Source organism: Homoserinimonas sp. (assembly GCF_056262345.1).
Genome location: NZ_JBACFR010000209.1, coordinates 26,293 through 44,511 on the forward strand (window position 1 = coordinate 26,293; position 18,219 = coordinate 44,511).

An 18,219-nucleotide genomic window follows, 5' to 3' on the forward strand; every position below is an offset into this window, starting at 1 on the left:
CATGTCGCGCACGAGAAGACTGCGCAAAGTCGGGGCATTCGACGCCATAACCGTCGCCATCGCCCTGGCGCTCATCGCCATCGTGGTTGTGCCCCTCACGCGAGTGCTGATCGGCATGTTCTGGGTCGACGGGCACTTCACGCTTGGGCCGATCGCTCGCACTCTGGCCGTGCCCGACCTCGGCGCCCTCATCCTCAACACGGTTATAGTCGTCGGCGGCAGCACGATTGTCGCCGTCATCATCGGTGTCGCACTCGCCTGGCTCAACGAGCGAACCACGGCGAGGATGGGCATCGTCGGTGATGCGCTCCCTCTCCTGCCATTCCTGCTGCCCCCCGTCGCCGGTGCCGTCGGCTGGACCATGCTGCTCTCGCCTCGTGCCGGTCTGCTCAACGCGTGGTTCCGCGACTTCATGGCCATGTTCGGCATCCAGATCGAAACCGGTCCGTTCGACATCAACAGCTGGTACGGACTCATCATGGTGTTCGCCTTCTACGCGGTCCCCTTCGTCTATATGAATGTCTCTGCGAGCCTTCGCACCTTCGACAGCAGCCTCGAAGAGGCATCCAGGCTGAGTGGCGCACGCCCGTTTCGCACCCTCACGCGGGTGACCCTGCCGGCGATTGCCCCCGGCATCGGTGCAGGCATGCTCCTCTGCGTATGGTTCGGCTTCGGCATGTTCTCGATTCCCTCGATCATCGGCACTCCAGCGGGAATCGACGTGCTTTCGGTTCGCATCGTCAAGCTCCTCACCTTTACGTACCCGCCAGAGACGGATGTCGCGGTCGGGCTGAGCGCCTTCGTCGTCATCTTCGTCGGCTTGGCTTATGCGCTTCAGGTTCGAATCCTGCGCAAGGGGCGCTACGCCACCATGAACGGCAAAGGCGCGAGGTCGAACGTTACGCAGCTCGGCGCGTGGAAGTGGCCGCTGCGCACACTCATGCTCATCTACATGTTCGGGTCGACCATCCTGCCGATGGCAGCCCTCGTAATCGTGTCACTCAACGGCTACTGGACCCCCAAGATCGGGTGGGACAGCCTCAGCCTCGACGCCCTCCGCATCGCGGTAATCGACGACTACCTCACACGGCAAGCGCTTCTCAACAGCCTCGGGCTAGGCATCATAGGCGGGCTCATCGGAATCGTCGCCGCTGCGCTCGTCTCGCTCTATGTTGCTCGCAACCGCACACCATTCGCCCGGGGACTCGACCTCGGCATCAAGATGCCGGCGGCCGTCTCGAACATGGTTATCGCGGTCGGAATTCTGCTGTTACTTGCCTCCCCGCCGTTCTCCCTCTCGGGCACCCTCATCATTCTGCTCATTGGATACCTCGCGCTGTACTTGCCGCAGGCCTCTATCGCTGCGGATGCTGCGGTCAGCGGCGTAGGCAGGGAGCTGCCAGAAGCATCTGCCATCTCGGGCGCTTCACCCTTCCGCACCTTCGTGCGCATTTATTTGCCGCTCATGGTTCCCGGCCTTATCGCCGGGTGGGCGCTCTTGTTCATCCGCATGGTCGGCGATCTCACGGCGTCGGCGATCCTCGCCGGCACGGGCAACCCCGTTGTGGGCTTTCGCATCCTCGAGGTTTTTAACGGCGGCTCGTATGCCTTGCTCGCCTCGCTCTCGACCGTGCTCGTGGTGATCACGGCAACTGTGCTCGCCATCGTCATGGCCTATGCCCGCCGTAAATCGCGGTTTGGCATCACCACGAAGGTCGGCTGAGAACCCTCCGCTTCCATCGTCAGCACCATCAACCCGCACCACTCACTCAACCCATAAGGAGGCAATCAATGAAGATTCGCACAGCGGCCATTGCCGCAGGAATCGCAGCATCATTGCTGCTCGCAGGATGCAGCACGGCCGGAGATACGGAGACTCCCAGCGACGATGTTGCTGTCTCAGACCCGGCCCTACAGGAACTCATCGACGCGGCTAAAGACGAGGGCAGCCTCACGCTCTACGGCATCATCGACGAGGCAGCACTCCGCGCGGTTGGTGCGGCCTTCACTGAAAAATATGGCATCCAGGTGAACACCCTCCGGCTAGTTTCCGCCGATCTCTCACAGAAGTACTCCACCGAGGCCGAGGCCGGAGCAACCGTGGCGGACGCCATCATGCTCACGCACTCGCCCTTCTTCGCCGACGCCCTCGACAAGGGGTGGCTTGCCTCTCTCGCCGACTCAGAAATCCCCGGGTTCGAGGACTACCCAGCGGACTATGTGCGCAACGATGGTGGGGCCGCCATCGTGAGCCTCGTTCCAACCCAGCTCGTCTACAACACCGACAATGTCGCAAAGGCGCCAACAAGCTGGGAGGAATACGCCAAACCCGAATACAAGGGCAAGCTACTCTTCGCCGAGCCCTCATCGTCACCAGCCAATCTCACCTTCTGGTCACTCATGATCGAGGAGTTCGGCGAGGACTTCCTTGCCAAGGTTGGCGCGAATGAGCCGACCTGGATGAACAGCGCTGTCAACACCACTCAGGGGGTAGCGGCCGGCGAGGGCGACCTCGCTCACCCTGGCGTGCTTGCCATTGTCAACACGCTCAAGGCCTCGGGAGCGCCCGTCGAGGCTGCGCTTCTCGGCCCGACCACTGGCCCGGAGATCGCCGTCGGAATCTCGGCGAAGAGCCCGAGCCCTAACGCCGCCCGCCTGTTTGCTCACTTCTTGCTCACAGAAGAAGGCAGCAACGTGGTCGCGGAGGAGTCGGGGGCTGGTTCGCCATTCGGCCTCAACATGGTCGATGGCTGGGTGAGCCCTGGCCCCGTCGACGATGCGACCGTAGCCAAGATCAACTCGCTGCTCGGCGTCGGATAGCCAGCAACAAGGGTCGTGCGGTGCGCTGTCCGCAGGGCACCGCACGACCCTTGATCGGCCGACACCACCACCCGCACTGCCCCCACCAGCAAGGAGCTCCCATGATCGACACCGCACTCTCCGGCTCGCGCCGCGACGACCACGACTTTGACCCCGTTCGACCGGGCGAAACCTTTACGAGCGCCCACGAAGAGTTTCGCGAGCTGCGGTCGCGCTGCCCCGTCATGCGCAGCCAGGAGTACGACGGGTTCTGGGCTGCGATCGGATACGACGCCGTCGTTGATGTGATCACCGACATCGAGCGCTTCACAACCTCGAAGCAGAATGCGATTCCTAAGTTCGCCTTCACTGGGGTCAGGCCTCCGCTCCACCTCGACCCGCCAGAGCACACGGAGTACCGCCGGGTGATCAACAAGGCGTTCACCCCGCCCCGCATGCGGGCACTTGAGCCGCGTGTGCGCGAATCGGCGGCATCCCTGCTCGACCCCTTGATCGACGCAGGCTGGGCCGACGTGTGCTCGCAGTACGCTCACCGGTTTCCCGCCTATGTCTTTGCCGATTTCTTTAACCTCGATGTTGAAACATCCGAGCTCATCAAATCGGTTACGGGCACCTATGTCGACGCCATCCAGGTGCTCAATCACGACGTGGTCAAAGGGCTCAGCGCCAAGCTCTATGAGATTGCCCAGACGATCATCGACGACCGCATCGCCGGCGACTACGACCCCGACATCGATCTAACAGCGGCCCTGCTTGCCGCCCGCCCCGACGGCGAGCCGCTGCCCCCTGCCATGATTCTCGGATGCGTGCGACAGCTCATAGTCACCGGCATGGTGGCTCCCAGTGTGTTCATCGGCAACATGTTTGTGCACCTGAGCCGCGACCCAGAGCTTCAGGACCGGTTAAGAGCAGACCCCTCGCTTATCCCCGCCGCAGTCGAGGAGTTTCTGAGGTTGTATTCTCCCTACCGCGGGATGGCCAGAACGGCACGTGAAGACGTCGTGCTGCAGGGGCAGCTCATCCGAAAGGACGACCCGATCGCGCTCGTCTATACCTCGGCAAACCGCGACGAAACGGTTTTCCCCGATGGGGAGAGCTTCGTGCTCAACCGACCCAACATCTCCAAACACATCTCATTCGGCCGAGGCACGCACAGTTGCCCCGGTGCGCCCCTCGCCCGCATGATGATGGTCGTCACGCTCGAGGAAGCCCTCAAACGGAGCGCCAGCTTTACCTCCGCGGGCGAACCAGAAATGGCGATCTGGGCCGAGTGGGGCACCCGATCGGTTCCTTTGGACTTCGTTCGCGCCTAACGCGCCACAATGACGTCGTTGCCCTCGACCTCGAAAACGGTCACCAGACCCGCGTCAGCAGTGATGCGCTGCACGTAGTCGACAACCTCGGCAAATCTCGGATCGTCTGAATCCACCATCTCGGGCACGGCCATTCTGTCGATGATGACCGGCCGAAATCGGACGCGGGAGACCCCGGCACGATCGATGTCACAGCTCACGATCATCGATTTGCGGGAGTCCGGCGGAAAGTTAAACATGCCACCGATGTCGGGCTCCCACCCCGGGTGCAGGCTGAGCAGGTGGCGGAATGACGGCCGGTTTGCGTGTTCCTCGTCCATGGGGAGCTCGATAGCAAAATTGCCCAGGCTATGAAAAATGGCGCGGCCTTTGTACACCTCGACGCCCTTGAGGATGTGGGCGTGGTGACCAATGACCAGGTCTGCCCCAGCGTCTATTGCGGCGTGCCCCAGGGCGCGCTGATAATCCGCGAGCTCGGCGTGGGTGAAGTGGATGCCCCAGTGCGCAGAGACTATTACGGCATCGGCGATTTCTCTGGCGCGTGCGATGTCCTCGACCAGGCCGCGCTGATCATCCGGATGCGCAAAGGTAAACATTCGCTGCGGTGTGCCCGGCTGGTCTGGCTCAGCAGGCTCATGCACAGTAAAAGCCCGAAGCGGGGCCACCCCTGGCCTGTTGTGTGTCGCCCAATAGTCCGCAGGCAGGATGCTGCAGTATGCGAGAACGGCAACCCGCACGCCGTCTACCTCTGCGACGCGGATTCTTCGAGCCTGGGCGAGGGTACGACCCACCCCAAGGGGCACGATATCGGCCGCTTCCAGCGCATCTATCGTGTCGAGAAAACCCTCCGTACCCCAGTCGAGCGCGTGGTTGCTCGCCCACGACGCCATCGTGAAGCCAGCCCGCCGAAAGGCTTTGGCTGCATCAGGATGCGTGCGAGACGTGTGCTTGGTCTGCGGCACCCGCTGCCCGCGCTCGGTGAGGGTCATCTCAAGCTGCATGAATGCGATGTCGGCCTCTCGGATGTGATCGGCCACCTTCTCGAATAGCGTGTCGACATTGGGGCGTTCGGGGCCAATATCCCCGACTGCGGTGAAGCGGATCATGGTGCTGATGATGCCTTTCGGATGGGATCAAGAATGGCGGCGGCACGGCCACCATTGGGGAGATCGTCGACGGCCGCAACGACACGGCGCGCTGCTACCTCGCCGATGATGGGCTCGCAGAGCGTTTGAAACTTAGAGACGGTGGCTGCGTGGTCCAAGGGCCGCGCTGGGCTCCCGGGCGCCTCCGCGCGGGCAACGAAGCGATCGTCCCTCGTTGTGACCGCAACCTCAGCGATGAGTCGGGCAGGAAACTCTCGATCTGACTCACCATCGACAACGAGCCGAACCCGCTCTGCGATTGCTCTCACGTCGAGTCCGTTCTGGAACCTCAGGTAGTGCTCGGGGTCGTTGCCCCCGGCGACCACACGCAGAGCGACCGCATGGTGCACGCTCATCTGCGCTTCGGTCATGTCTCGGGGTGCACCGCCGATGTGCCCGACGTGAGCGAGCGTCGCGCGATCGAACCCCACTGTGATGTCCACGATGTCTGATGCTGCGATGGCGTGCTCGGTGAGCACTTGGTCGAGCGCGTCGAGCGGCGCCTGGAGCCCCGCGCACACACACCAGCGTTTAAGCGCGAGCCCTCCGAGCGCCCACCGTTCGCCGAGCAGGTCCGTGAGAGCATCCGCGCGCGGTGAAGCGACAAACGCCCTAAGAAAACCGCGCTCCCCCTCTATTGCCGCGGTCGGGCCGGTGAGCCCTGCAGCTGCGAGAGAGGCCGAGCGGATGCCCGCGGCCGCGGCCATTCCCGCATGGACGCGTTTGATGTCGCCACCCGTCCTGGTGAACTCGGTTGTGCCGCTCGCATGGGAGGCGGCGATGCCGAAAGCGGCAAGTGCCTGCTCGCTGTCGAGCCCGACGAGCCTCGCTGCGACGGCGACCGAGCCGAACACCCCCAGCGCGCTGGTCACATGGAATCCCCTGTCGCTCGTGAGAGAGGGAGTGCAGGCCTCCCCAAACCGCACGGTGGTCTCGAACCCTGCTGCGAGGCCGGCGATGACATCGGCGCCGTCGCGGCCGTAGTGTTCCGCCAGCGCAAGTGCCGTTGGCACGACCACGCTTCCGGGGTGCGATAGGCCGGGCAGCGCGTAATCATCAATTTCGAACCCGTGCGCGGCGGTCGCCCCGGCAAGGGCCGCCCATTCCGGCCTGATCTTTCTCGTCAAAAACGGCACCGTGCAGAGGCCGTCTGGCGATTCCGCATCGACATATGCCCGCATCCGCTGCGTCCACGGCTGCGTTCCGCCGACGATCATCGACCCGACCGCGTCGAGGGTGTGTCGCACAACGGTGTCGACCACGTCGTCACCGAGATCGTTAAAGGTGAGGGTCGATGCCCAGTCCGCTAAACGAACAGTCTCGCGGGTCATGCTGCGTCGGTGAGCGCGAAATGGCATGCCGAGAGATGGCCATTAGCTGCCGCAACGAGCGGGGGAACCGTTGTGGCACACACCTCCTGAGCCAGCGGACACCTCGTGCGGAAGCGACATCCGCTCGGCGGATTCATGGGTGAGGGCAGGTCGCCGACAAGAGCCTGGCCCCGCGAGGGATTGTGAGGGTCCGCCACGGGAACGGAGTCGAGAAGCGCACGGGTATAGGGGTGCCTAGGCCGGGAATACACCTCGTCGACCGTGCCCATCTCGACTATTCGGCCGAGGTACATCACCGCGACCCTGTCGCTGATGTTGCGCACGACAGAAAGGTCGTGCGAAATGAACAACATCGAGAGGCCGTGCTGCTCTTTCATTTCTTGCAGCAAATTGATTACCTGCGCCTGCACGGAGACATCAAGAGAGGCCACCGGCTCGTCGCACACGAGAATCTCGGGTCGGAGCACCATCGCTCGGGCAATCGCGATGCGCTGGCACTGACCGCCAGAGAACTCCGAGGCCCTCCGATCGCCGACGCGGTCGGGATCGAGGCCAACACTGCGGAGCATCTCATCAACCCGTATGGCAGCGTCATGCCTGTTTACTCCCGCGATGAGCAAGCCCTCGGCTACTAGATCGCGAACTCGGCGTCGAGGATTCAGCGACGACCTCGCATCCTGAAAGATCATCTGCATAGCGCGCCGCTGCTGCCGAGTCTCGCGCGGCGCTCGTCCGACCAGCTCCTCTCCCCGCAGGCGAATTGAGCCGGAGTCGGGGCCGGGTACCTGGAGAATTGCGCGGCCGGTTGTGGACTTGCCGCACCCAGACTCGCCAACGAGCGCCAGCGTCTCCCCACGTTCCAGCGTGAAGCTCACGCCCGATGAGGCTTCGATCGTGCCTCCGGCAACTTTGAATCGCTTGACCAGATCGGTCACTTCAAGCAGAGCCATCTCAGCCCGCCTTTCGCACTGGGTTGTAGCAACGGAGGGTGCGCGCCGCTGCGTCGTGCGCAACCGGCGGAGCAGAGGTGGCGCACGCGCTTACCGCGTTGGCGCAGCGAGGCGCGAATGGGCACCCTGCGCCCAGGCGCGAGAGGTCGGGCGGGTTGCCAGCGATCGCTATGAGCCTGCTGTGGGGTGGAGCGTCGATGCGTGGAATCGCATCGAGCAGAGCTGCCGTGTACGGGTGTTGCGGGTCTTCAAAAACCTGCACGGTCGGGCCGGACTCCACGATCAGGCCGCCATACATGACCGCCGTCGTGTGGGTGCGACCGGCGATCACGGAGAGGTCGTGACTCACCATGATCATGGCGAGCGACCGGTCGCGCGCAAGCGTGCTGAGAAGATCGAGAATCTGCCGTTGCACTGTGACGTCGAGCGCCGTGGTCGCCTCGTCTGCGATGAGGATGTCGGGGTCGCAGGCGAGCGCCATCGCGATCGTGATGCGCTGCCGTAGCCCACCAGAGAACTGATGGGGATACTGCCGCAGCCGCTGCGCGGCATCCGAAATGCCCACCTGCCCGAGTAGCTCGATGGCCTCGGCAACCGCCTGTTGGCGGCTGATACCGCGATTGTAAATCGCAGCTTCCGTAATCTGGCGCCCGATCGGCACCACGGGGTTGAGAGCCATCATGGGGTCTTGAAAAACGATGCCGATGCGGCGACCCCGCACTCGTCTGGCTTCCTCCGCGCGAAGCGCTTCTAGATCGACACCATCGAGCACGACGCTGCCCGATGTTCTGGCCCCGGGCGCCTTTGCACCGATGATCAACTTGGCCAGGGTCGACTTTCCCGAGCCGGACTCGCCGACAAGGCCGAGGATCTCACCGGCTCTAAGGGTGAGATCCACCCCACCCAGTGCGACGACATCGCCGCGTGGTGTGGGGATCTCGCACCGTGCCTGGGTTACCTGAAGGAGTGGCACGCTCATGAATCGCCTCCCGCCGACATCCGGCGACGTAGGTGATCGCCGACAGAGTTGAATGCAAAAACGGTGAAGAAGATCATGAGCGAGGGCGCTACCACCAAGTGCGGAGCTCGACTGAGGTTGTCCTTGCCCGAGGCGATCATTGATCCCCAGCTCGGTGCCGGCGCTGGCACGCCAACCCCCAAGAAGCTCAGGGAGCCTTCGATCACAATGATGATCGCGACGACAACGACCGAGTACGAGATGATCGGCTGAATGCTGTTCGGCAACAGCTCCCGAAAGACGATTCGCAGGTGCCCTGCGCCCAGCGAACGAGAGGCCGTGATGTAGTCCTTGCCGAGTTGGGTCAGCGCTGCGGCTCTGGTCAACCGCACAAACGGCGGAACGAAGAGCAGTCCGAGGGCAATGACGAGGGTTGTCACCCCGGGGGTTACGACGGTCGCCAGCGCGAGCAGCAAAAGCAGCGGGGGGAATGCGAGCACCGTGTCGGTGACCACATTGATCGTCGATTCGATCACGCCACGCGAGTACGCAGCCACGAGCCCGAGAAGGACTCCGACCACGATCGCGATAGCGGTCGCACCAACGCCGACTGCGATGGAGATTCGGATGCCGTGAATGAGCCGAGCGGCCATATCCCGCCCGATGGCATCGGTGCCGAGCAGCGGGCCATCGCCCGAGAAAGGCGGAATGCTGGGACCTCCGACGGGCTCGTCAATCGCTGGCATCGGTAGCATGTCGGCGACCACAGCGAGCACTCCGAGAAGAGAGATCCACCCGATAGCTAGGCCAAGCCCGATGCGACGTCCGAGTGAACCTCCGCGCCACCGAGAGGCCAGACGGGCTGCTGGGGTGCGTGCCGATACCGGCCGCTGTGAGGGTGGCCCACTGGTCGCGTGGCCCGTTATGGTCTCGGTCGTCATCGTCGCATCCTGGGGTCGAGAAGGGCATAGGTGGCATCGACTGCCGCGTTGATCAGCACGTAGGTGACAGCGACGAGCACAACGATTCCCTGGATCATCGGGATGTCCTTTGCGGGGATCGACTGCAGAGCGAGACTGCCCAGGCCGGGCAGAGCAAACATGCTTTCGACCACAACAGATCCGGCGAGCAGGCGCCCAAAGGCGACGGCGGCGACGGTGATGAGTGAGAAGGACGAGGGTCGCAGCACGTGTCGCCGCAGAATGTAGCTTCGCGGAAGACCGCGTACGGTAGCCGTCTGAACAAAGTCTTCGCGAAGGGTAGAGATCACGTCGCTTCGAAGCAAACGATAGAAGGCGGGGAACTCCCCCAGCGCTAACGCGAGAACGGGCACAAAGGCGTAGTGGAGATTGGCGCTGAGTCCGGCAGATAGTGGAGCCCAGCCCGCGACGGGAAACCAACCCGTCGCCACAGCGAGAACATAAACCAGCATCACGCCGACCACGAATACCGGCACCGACATGAACCCCGATGCGATCCCCGACATGACGCGATCGAACGCAGCGTTCTCTCGCGACGCGGCATACGCTGCCGCGGGAATCGCGATGGCCAGCGAAAGAAGCAGGGCCAAAATCGTGAGCTCGAGGGTTACCGGCAACCGCTGCAGCAGGACTTCGCTGACGGGTTGGTTGGACTGGATCGAAACGCCGAGGTCACCCGTTATGGCGTTACCCAGCCACTGCAGATATCGCACCATCAGCGGCTGATCGAATCCATACTGCGCGTTGAGTAGCGCGATGGCCTCGTCGGTGGCCGTAGGTCCGAGGATGATCGAGGCGGGGCTTCCCGGCATCAGATCCGACAGCGCTGTGCCAGCGAGAGTCACCAGCAGCAGCACCGCTATGAGGTGCGCCGAGCGAGCGAGGAACGAACGGGAGCGGATGCGAAGGCGCTGCATCCGCTCCCCCTGAAGAGCTGTCACGCTAGTTGGCCGCCAACCACAGTCGGTCGAACAGGAGCGAGCCGTCGCCGTGGAGGGTCAGGCCCTTTAGCGCCTTGGTGTGCACCGTGTATGCCTCCTGGTTGCGAACGATGAGCACAGGCACCTCCTCCGTGATGATCTTCTCGACCTGGGCATAGGCGCTCTTGCGATCAGACTCGTCAGTCGAGTCGCGCCCGGCATCGAGTGCCGCATCGACCTTCGAGTTCGAATACCCCATGTAATTGGTCTGCCCGTCCGTCTTGAGCAGCTTGGCGAGGTTCGGCTCGGGGTCGGTTACCGGCACGATCTGTGCCGAGAGCTGAAAGTCACGGTTTCGAAAGACGCGCTCGTCAATCGTGGCGTTGTCGAGCGTTTCGATTGTGACGCTCACATTGTCAAACTGCGCGAGTCGGCTCTGCAGGTATTCGGCCGTCCTGGTGAAGAACCCGCTGCCCGGCATCGTGATCGCGAACGATACGGCCTTGCCTTCGTCGGCGAGTTCATCGAAGAGCTTCTGCGCGGATTGTGCATCCTGTGTCTCAAAGATGCTTGAGCCGGGGTGGAACGGTGAGTCCGGCCCATAAAAGCTGTCGGGCGCTGTGGAGCCGGGGTCTACGACCGCGGTGAGGTCGGTGATGTCGAGGGCACGCTGTACTGCCTGGCGAGCCCGGATGTCATCGAACGGTGCGCGCTGGACGTTGAAGATGAGCATGGGGCCACCGCCGGTGGGAGCCGACGATGCCTCAAGGCCAGTGTCGATCGCCGACTGCTTGAACGAGAGCTCAGAGCCCGGGATGGCGGCGTGAGCTTGACCGGTCGAGACCGAATTGATGCGCTGGGTCGGGTCTTTGATCGGCTTGAACGTGATCGAGTCGAGGTATGGCTCACCCTCTTTGAAATAGTCGTCGTTGCGCACGAGCGTCATGTGGTCGTCGCGCACCCATTCTTCAAGAATGAAGGGGCCGGCTCCGACGGGGTTGTTAGCAAAGTCGGCGTCGGTCGAGATCGACTGAGGCGACGCTATGTGAGTCAGGCTCGTGGCGAGCACCTTGTCGAACTGAAGGTTAGATTCAGCGAGCGAAATCGTCAGCGTCGTTTCGTCGACCGCCTTAAAGCTGGCCCCGTCGATTAGGCCAGCCAACGGCGAAGCCGTGGCCGGGTCCTGGATGCGCTCGTAATTGAAGATCACGGCCTCCGAGTCGAGGGGCGTTCCATCGGTGAAGGTCACACCCTCCGTGAGCTTCAGGGTCCATTCGCTGCCGTCGTCGTTCGGGGTGAGTGACTCTCCAATTTGCGGATGCACTTCTCCCGTTTTCGCGTCTGACCAAAACAGCACGTCGAAGATGGCCGACATCCGGTTTGCGTCACCCGACGGGGTGAGGTTGAAGAGAAAAGCGGGATCAAGGCCCCTGACGGCTTCAACGCCGAGGATGATCGTGGCGTCTCCGCCCGCCACGGCGTCGCTCGAAGCGTTCGTATCTGACTGCGGTGTCGCTGGGGCACAGGCGCTGAGCCCTGCGACCATGGCGGCCGCAATGGCCGCGGCGGCGAACTTGTTCCTGGGGTGCACAGGTCGTCCAATCTCCATTGATGGGCTGCCTCACCGAGCTGCGCGAGCGAGGCAGGCTATTCGCAACAGTATCCATGCAGCGTTACCGCACGTCAATAGAAATGTCGCGCATTAATACCGCCAGCCTGCGCGGAATGAGAGATTCCGGGGCCGTCACTCCCCCAGTACACTCGTAAATCATTGATCTAGCCGTGCAGCCACGTAAAACACATGACAATAAGGTGACCGTTAGGGACCGGTATGGGTATGGTGATAGAGACCGCAATGACGTAGGCAAAAGAGGCGCGCATTCATGAACACCACTCCAGACTCAGCCGTGACAGAGATTCCCGATGACTTCGATGCGCGGGCGCCAGAGACGTTCGATAGCCCTCACGAGGTGTATCGCGATCTGAGGGCACAATGCCCGGTTGCGCACTCCAACGAATACGGCGGGTTTTGGGCACTTACCCGGTTTGCCGACGTCGAAGCGGCGGCCAAGAACTCCGATCTGTTCATCTCTTCGGTCAGAGCGGTGGTGCCCAGCGACCCGAGGGGCATCAGGCGCCCTCCTCTCAACCTTGACGCACCTGCCCATTCCCCCTTTCGACGCGCACTCGATCGCACGCTGCACCATTCACGCCTCGTCCGCATCGAACCTCAACTTCGCGCGCATGCTGCCCGCGAGATCACACCGTTCATCGAGGCGGGAACCAGCGACATCTGCAAGACATTTGGCACGATTTACCCTGCGTTCACTGCCGCGGAGTGGTTGAACCTCGACCACGACGACGTCTATCGACTGGCCGACACCGCCAGCGAATGGGTGGACGCATGGCGTCGCCAGGATGCCGAAGAGGTGACGGCCAGGAGCAACGAGATGTACGACATGGCTCGCGCCCTCGTCGCCGACCGAAAGCAGAACCCTCGGCCGGTAGAGCTCGACCCCGCCAGTTCACTTCTCGCTGAAGAGTTCGAGGGAGAACCCCTCAGCGAGGAGCTGGTCGTCGGCGCGCTCAGGCAGTCGCTCGTTGTGGGGATGGTTGCCCCTCCCATCCTTTTGGGAGGCATCTGCATTCACCTGGCGCGGGACCCCGAGCTTCAGCAACAACTCCGGGAGAACCCCGACCTCATCCCCGCAGCGATCGAGGAGTTTGTGCGCCTCTACACGCCGTATCGAGGGTTTGCCCGCACGGTCTCTGAACCGGTCACCTTGCACGGGCGCACAATCGAGCCCGGCGAACCTGTCACGCTCGTCTATGCCTCCGCGAATCGCGACGAGACGGTCTTCCCCGACCCTGACCAGTTCATTCTGGACAGATCCAACATCATGCAGCACCTCGGATTCGGGCGGGGACGCCACCGCTGCGTCGGGATGGCGCTAGCCCGGCTAAGCCTGCGGATCGCTCTTGAAGAGTTGCTCTCTCGCACGTCGTCGATCGAACTTGCCGGCGAAATCGAGACCACGCGCATGCCAGAGGTCGGGGCGCAGTCCGTGCCCCTGCGAGTGACCGCCGCCTAGCGGTCTGGGCGTCTAGCGGTCTGGGCGTCTGGGCGCTTAGGCGTCTCGCGACGTGTGGTGCGAAGCGAGGGCTGCGAGGTCACGGTCAACGGCGGCGATGATCTGCCGGAAGCGACCTTCTGCCGTCGTGCCGAGCTCATCGTAAATCCGGTAGGCAACCTCACGTGCGCGCGTGCGCGGCCAGTCAGCTGGCAGCAGTGGTGCCGGAAGGCTTGGGTCAACCTGGCGAAACTGCAGCCATTCGCTCATGACTTCTGTGCGAAGAACTAGGGCATCGCTCGGCGCGATCTGGCCGGCCGCAACCTTATCAATCATGGGCTCATAGCGATCGATGAAGGCGTGGTAGTCCAGTTCGAGCTGCCGCAGGTCAAAAACGTCGACGTACGACTGCTCGCGCCCGGGCCGATCAAGAATCTTCGCCCGCATCACGCTCGCGTCGGCAACGTTGAGCTGATCGAGCAGCGCCGTCGCCTGCTCTGACCGATGATGAGGAGAGACCCAGATGGCGTCATTGAGAAGCCCGAACTTGAGGTCGCGCAGGCCGTTTCGCAGCAGACGGCGCACGTCTCGATCCTTTTCCGGGATAGAGAACGAGACCACCGTCCAGTAGCCGTCCCAGTCGGTGAACTCTGTGCCAAAGCGCAGCACCCTGCGCCTCCGCGCGACAGTCGACTCCGACATCCGCTCCGGGATTCCGTAGTAGGTGGTGCGCCCCACTTTGTCTTGGACGAGAAACCCGCGGTTGGTGAGACGCCGCATGGCCTGGCGGGCGCTGCTTTCCGTCACATCGAACTCGGCGAGCAGGCTCACCAGGGCAGAGGACGGGATTTTCTCCTGGCGGCCAAACCAGTAGTCGCCGAGCAGCGTGACGATCAGGTATTGAGGCTCTCGACCGGTGGTAGACCTCGGCAGGCGTGGCCCCGGTGGCAGGAACTCCATGTCCACTGCTCCCCCCGGTCTGTTGTTCATAGCGCCTCTACGTTAGCGGAGCTCAGCACACTTTCCGAGAGCCACGTCGCAACGCGTCCGCGGAATTCGTCAACGTCGTAGGCGCTGTCGTCGGCGTTATCTGCGTGGACTTCGATCACGGGGATTCCCGCAGCCTCGAGCGCTCTGGTTGTGGCCCAATTGCCCCGAGGGTCCTGCGAGACCAGGTGAACCACGCCATCAACCCTGTGCTGCTTCGCCTGGTCCACGTACCACTCCGCCGACATGGGCGCCACATAGAGGTGCTCGTGAAAGCCCACAAATCGAGCGGCGAGGGCGCGCAATGGGTCATCACCGTACCGGGCATACCCGTCGGCCGCGATAGCAAGATACATAGACCACACGAACACAGCTCCATACTCGTGCTCGAAGTGCCGGTAGAAACCGAGATCGAACCAAAGCCCCCGCCCCACCCACATCAGGCGTGCACGCTCGGGATTCGCGAGCGCATCACCCGCTGCGATCCGCGCCTCCACCTCGTGATAAAGCGCCTTGGCGGCATCACGGCCCCATTCGGTGCCTCGGTGCCACTGCGGCACCATCACGGCGGAGATGCTGTCGTTCACGCTGACAGGGCACGGCGTCGCGTCGGCCAGCAGATCCCGCGTGCGGCGGTTCCACTCGGCCTGCTCATTGCCAATCTCCATGATCGCCGCAAGCTTTGCCGGATCGAAGGTGGTGCCCGTCTCTCGCTCCAAGAAGTCGATCAGTTCGCGCAGCTCATCCACCAGCAGATCAATGCGAGCCTCGCCCGTTAGCCGCTCCCAGTCGTGCGGCAAAGTTGTCCACCACTCGGGCTCCGCGGTGGCCTCTGCTGCGTTCTCAAAGGGAAAGAACGTGACCCCATCCTGCTCACCCCACATGTCGAAAACCTTGCGGGTCACATCCCCCGTGATGTCGCCGAGCACGAGGAATGGCCGGGGCAGGCCGCCCCACGGCGCCGTTGAGGGGTCTGGATCGAACACCGAACCCAGCCCGATCGCGTTGTACTGATCGGAATCGCGCGGAAGCCCTCGCTCCGCCAAGAAATCGAGATAGCGCTGGGCGCCCGAGCGAGAGGACGCTATCGAAGACCACCACTGATTCACCACATAAGGAATGTCGAACGCCCTGAGGATCTCATGCGGGGTATCCGCGTTGACCAGGGCAAATTTTCCTCCCGCAGCGACATGTTCGTGTAGCCCCGCGAACCATTCTTTCTGATGCGCGAGGGCGGCTCCCGCAGCGGCGAGACGGTCTTTTCTTCGCGGGTTCATACATTCACTCCGGTGTCGTGAGGCGCCCGAAGCGCCCGGTCGAGGTCGACGGGGTTAATCCGCCCATACTGTTGCCGGGCTACGACACTGGCAGCGACGGGTGATGCTTGTCGCTGAGCAGCAAAGTCCCACAACGGGGATTCGTCCATGACGCGAATGTACGAGAGCAAGAGTTCCGCCTTCGTGCGTCTGATTCCGTCTGCTGTGCGCTCCGCCCGTTCCGAGATCGATGTTCTCTGCGAGGTGGGAACGCCCAGTTGATACCGACGGGCGAGAGCATCAAGGAGACCGACTGCAGCAGGAGGCGCAGGGAACACATCGAGCTGTGCCACAAGTTCGCCGCCCGCGTGATCTTCACCCACGATGACAGCGCCGGCACTTTCTATTACTCGATAAACGATGTCTCTGTCGTGGGCACTCCCCGAAAGAAACACTCGCGTGCCCGAAAGCTGCGGCAGGGAATCACCATCGGCGCAGATCGCAGACAAGCATTCCTCATACCGCGGAGCGGGCATCCGGTCGGCTGCGGCAAAAACGGCCACAGCATCGACTCCACTGAGCCGTGGAGGGTCCGTCGCTCGCAGGGCCATCACGGTCCGCTGCAGAGAGCGCCTGTGATCATGACCCTCAATAGCCTGCCGAATGTCAGAGTCGCTCAACGCCGAGCCTGTCCAAGTGCGCAATAGCTCTGCAAACTCCGTGATGCGCACCAGGTTGTAGCGGGCGGTCGACTCCCGAGGCAGATGCAGGATGTCCACCAGATGAACAGGAGGCAGGCCGGTTTGCCCGTCGACACGGTGGATCTCCCTGAGCACGTAGAACAGGCGTTGTGAGGCATCGGAATCGCTCGATACGACAATTGCGTTCAGCGCCCCGAATGCCCCGGCCAGAATGCCCGCCATGATCGAGCGGGTCGCGGGGTCGAGCCCTGTGCCGAGATAGTAGTCCGCGTCGGTTGTGTCCCACTCCGGGTTGCCCCTCAGCCGGAGCGGAACGGCCCCGGCAGCCTCGATGAGCTCGACGGGAACATCGTGACCAACGACACCGATAACGAAGGGTGCGCTATGGCCCGGCGCTATTGAATCGCGTGCGGCAGCGGCTCGGATCTCGGCGAGAGCAGCCTGTGCGCTGAGGTGAGGTGACATGGTGGCTTTCTGATGGGTCGATGGCGGCCTTGGCGGTGGCGTTTTATTCAACGGCGAGTTGCCCCTGCCTACGCGGTCCCCGTACAAGAGCGAGATAGACGGCGATGGCACACGCCGCCGCTACAGCAGCTCCCACGGCGAGCGCCGTCTGGCCCGTGGTGAGGTCGACAAGGAAGCCAATGATGATGGCGCCGAGGGGAGCCATCCCCTGCTGGCCGAGGGTGACGAGAGACATTGTGCGACCGATGGCGTGAGGTTCAGACGCTTCCTGGGCGGCGCTGTTGATGACCCCCTGGTAGATGCCAATTCCGATTCCGAGAATCGGCGCGGCAACGAGAAACAGCAGGAGGCTCGGCACTGCGGCGTTGATCGCCAGCGTCACAGCGAAAAGCAGGCATGCGGGGATGAGTGTCGTCGGCCCAAGCCGCGCATACTGCGTGAGCAAAAGCCCGCCGATCACCGCCCCCACCGCATTGAGGGCGTGCGCCGCCCCCAGCGCCGCTGCATCACCGCCGAAGGTGAGGGAGACGACCGACGTGAGAATCACGTTCATGTTCATCGCGGCCACGGCAATCGCCATATTCACGCAGAGGATGACCACGAGGGTTCGATTGCTCCGTACTGCCCTCAGGTTCTCGGTGATTGTCGCTCGCGGTCCGTCGGCGCGGATGCGGGCATGCAGCTTGCCCCGCCGAATCATGAGCACGGCGATGAGTACCGCCACGTAGCTTGCTGCATTGATCGCGAGGCATGCGCTTGGTCCCACTGCGATGAACGCAAAGCCCGCGAGCCCTGGGCCGATTGAGCGCGCCGCCGAAATATAGACCGTGCTGAGCACGACGGCGTTCTTGAGTAGCCCTGGCCCTACCAGCTCATAGATAAAAGCCTGTGCCGCAACCCGCTCGAAGGCCGCGAAACTGCCCGAGACAGCAATGAGGATATAGAGCAGTGGCAGCGAGGGATTCTCGCCGCCTACGGCAAACGCGAGACCACCGGTCGTGAGAATCGATGCTGCGGATGTCACTACCAGAATCGTGCGCGGTGAGACACTGTCGGCCAGCCTGCCCGCGATGCCCGCGAATAACAGGATGGGCCCGAACTGCGCCACCGTTACGAGAGCTAGGGCGCTCGCGCTCCCCGTTATCTGAACGACTATGAGCGAGATCGACAGGTTCTGAAACCAGGTACCGGTGTTCGACACGAGCTGACCCACAAAATAGCGCGCGAAATTGGGCACGCGAAGCGCCGCGAGCGCTGGGTTTGCGCCCCGGTCACGGCCGCTCTCGCTGCTGCCAGACCCCAAGGGGGCTCGTGTCGTCATC

The 18,219-nt window shown here is 62.9% G+C and carries 15 protein-coding genes; 4 read left to right on the plus strand and 11 right to left on the minus strand.

Annotation, left to right across the window (positions count from 1 at the left end):
• The first annotated feature begins 1 nt into the window (after position 1).
• The 3 genes from AC062T_RS10035 to AC062T_RS10045 all read left to right on the plus strand — a co-directional run bounded on the left by AC062T_RS10035 (position 2) and on the right by AC062T_RS10045 (position 4,133).
• Positions 2 to 1,723: an ABC transporter permease gene (locus tag AC062T_RS10035; RefSeq protein ID WP_476029650.1), complete on the plus strand. Its 1,722-nt coding sequence runs from the start codon at positions 2 to 4 to the stop codon at positions 1,721 to 1,723.
• Positions 1,724 to 1,791: 68 nt separating this feature from the next.
• Complete coding sequence (locus tag AC062T_RS10040) at positions 1,792 to 2,820, plus strand: ABC transporter substrate-binding protein (protein WP_476029652.1); 1,029 nt, start codon at positions 1,792 to 1,794, stop codon at positions 2,818 to 2,820.
• 101 nt (positions 2,821 to 2,921) lie between these two features.
• Entirely contained in the window at positions 2,922 to 4,133 is a 1,212-nt protein-coding gene (locus AC062T_RS10045; RefSeq protein WP_476029654.1) for a cytochrome P450, read from the plus strand.
• On the opposite strand, the gene AC062T_RS10050 is transcribed toward AC062T_RS10045, so the two are convergent.
• The 7 genes from AC062T_RS10050 to AC062T_RS10080 are packed head-to-tail and all read right to left on the minus strand — an operon-like array spanning position 4,130 to position 12,026.
• Positions 4,130 to 5,239 carry a CapA family protein gene (locus AC062T_RS10050; protein WP_476029656.1) on the minus strand — a complete coding sequence of 370 codons (1,110 nt, stop codon included), beginning with the start codon at positions 5,237 to 5,239 and terminating at the stop codon, positions 4,130 to 4,132. The two genes, AC062T_RS10045 and AC062T_RS10050, sit on opposite strands and share 4 nt — an antisense overlap.
• Complete coding sequence (locus AC062T_RS10055; RefSeq protein ID WP_476029658.1) at positions 5,236 to 6,609, minus strand: MmgE/PrpD family protein; 1,374 nt, start codon at positions 6,607 to 6,609, stop codon at positions 5,236 to 5,238. The genes AC062T_RS10050 and AC062T_RS10055 overlap by 4 nt, the downstream gene beginning before the upstream one ends.
• Positions 6,606 to 7,559 (minus strand): ABC transporter ATP-binding protein, encoded by a 954-nt coding sequence (locus AC062T_RS10060; RefSeq protein WP_476029660.1) that lies wholly within the window; start codon positions 7,557 to 7,559, stop codon positions 6,606 to 6,608. The genes AC062T_RS10055 and AC062T_RS10060 overlap by 4 nt, the downstream gene beginning before the upstream one ends.
• 1 nt (position 7,560) lies before the next feature.
• The gene (locus AC062T_RS10065) at positions 7,561 to 8,538 is read right to left on the minus strand and encodes an ABC transporter ATP-binding protein (protein WP_476029662.1); all 978 of its coding nucleotides are present in this window, start codon (positions 8,536 to 8,538) and stop codon (positions 7,561 to 7,563) included.
• The gene (locus AC062T_RS10070) at positions 8,535 to 9,458 is read right to left on the minus strand and encodes an ABC transporter permease (protein ID WP_476029664.1); all 924 of its coding nucleotides are present in this window, start codon (positions 9,456 to 9,458) and stop codon (positions 8,535 to 8,537) included. The genes AC062T_RS10065 and AC062T_RS10070 overlap by 4 nt, the downstream gene beginning before the upstream one ends.
• Positions 9,455 to 10,438 (minus strand): ABC transporter permease, encoded by a 984-nt coding sequence (locus tag AC062T_RS10075; protein WP_476029666.1) that lies wholly within the window; start codon positions 10,436 to 10,438, stop codon positions 9,455 to 9,457. Before AC062T_RS10075 ends, AC062T_RS10070 begins: the two co-directional genes overlap by 4 nt.
• Position 10,439: 1 nt before the next feature.
• On the minus strand, positions 10,440 to 12,026 hold the full coding sequence (locus AC062T_RS10080; RefSeq protein ID WP_476029668.1) for an ABC transporter substrate-binding protein: 1,587 nt from the start codon (positions 12,024 to 12,026) through the stop codon (positions 10,440 to 10,442).
• Between the two features lie 274 nt (positions 12,027 to 12,300).
• On the opposite strand from AC062T_RS10080, the gene AC062T_RS10085 reads away from it, so the two are divergent.
• Positions 12,301 to 13,509, plus strand: coding sequence for a cytochrome P450 (locus AC062T_RS10085; RefSeq protein ID WP_476029670.1), 1,209 nt, complete (start codon positions 12,301 to 12,303; stop codon positions 13,507 to 13,509).
• A gap of 36 nt (positions 13,510 to 13,545) precedes the next feature.
• Here the strand turns inward: AC062T_RS10085 and AC062T_RS10090 are convergent, their stop codons facing one another.
• Genes AC062T_RS10090 through AC062T_RS10105 form a run of 4 tightly spaced genes read right to left on the minus strand, consistent with a single transcriptional unit; the run spans position 13,546 to position 18,218 of the window.
• Positions 13,546 to 14,448, minus strand: a complete 903-nt coding sequence (locus AC062T_RS10090; protein WP_476029672.1) for a PaaX family transcriptional regulator — start codon at positions 14,446 to 14,448, stop codon at positions 13,546 to 13,548.
• Positions 14,449 to 14,474: 26 nt separating this feature from the next.
• On the minus strand, positions 14,475 to 15,752 hold the full coding sequence (locus AC062T_RS10095; RefSeq protein ID WP_476029674.1) for a 2-hydroxyacyl-CoA dehydratase subunit D: 1,278 nt from the start codon (positions 15,750 to 15,752) through the stop codon (positions 14,475 to 14,477).
• Complete coding sequence (locus AC062T_RS10100; protein ID WP_476029676.1) at positions 15,749 to 16,897, minus strand: 2-hydroxyacyl-CoA dehydratase; 1,149 nt, start codon at positions 16,895 to 16,897, stop codon at positions 15,749 to 15,751. Before AC062T_RS10100 ends, AC062T_RS10095 begins: the two co-directional genes overlap by 4 nt.
• A gap of 43 nt (positions 16,898 to 16,940) precedes the next feature.
• Positions 16,941 to 18,218 carry an MFS transporter gene (locus AC062T_RS10105; RefSeq protein WP_476029678.1) on the minus strand — a complete coding sequence of 426 codons (1,278 nt, stop codon included), beginning with the start codon at positions 18,216 to 18,218 and terminating at the stop codon, positions 16,941 to 16,943.
• Position 18,219 lies beyond the last annotated feature (1 nt).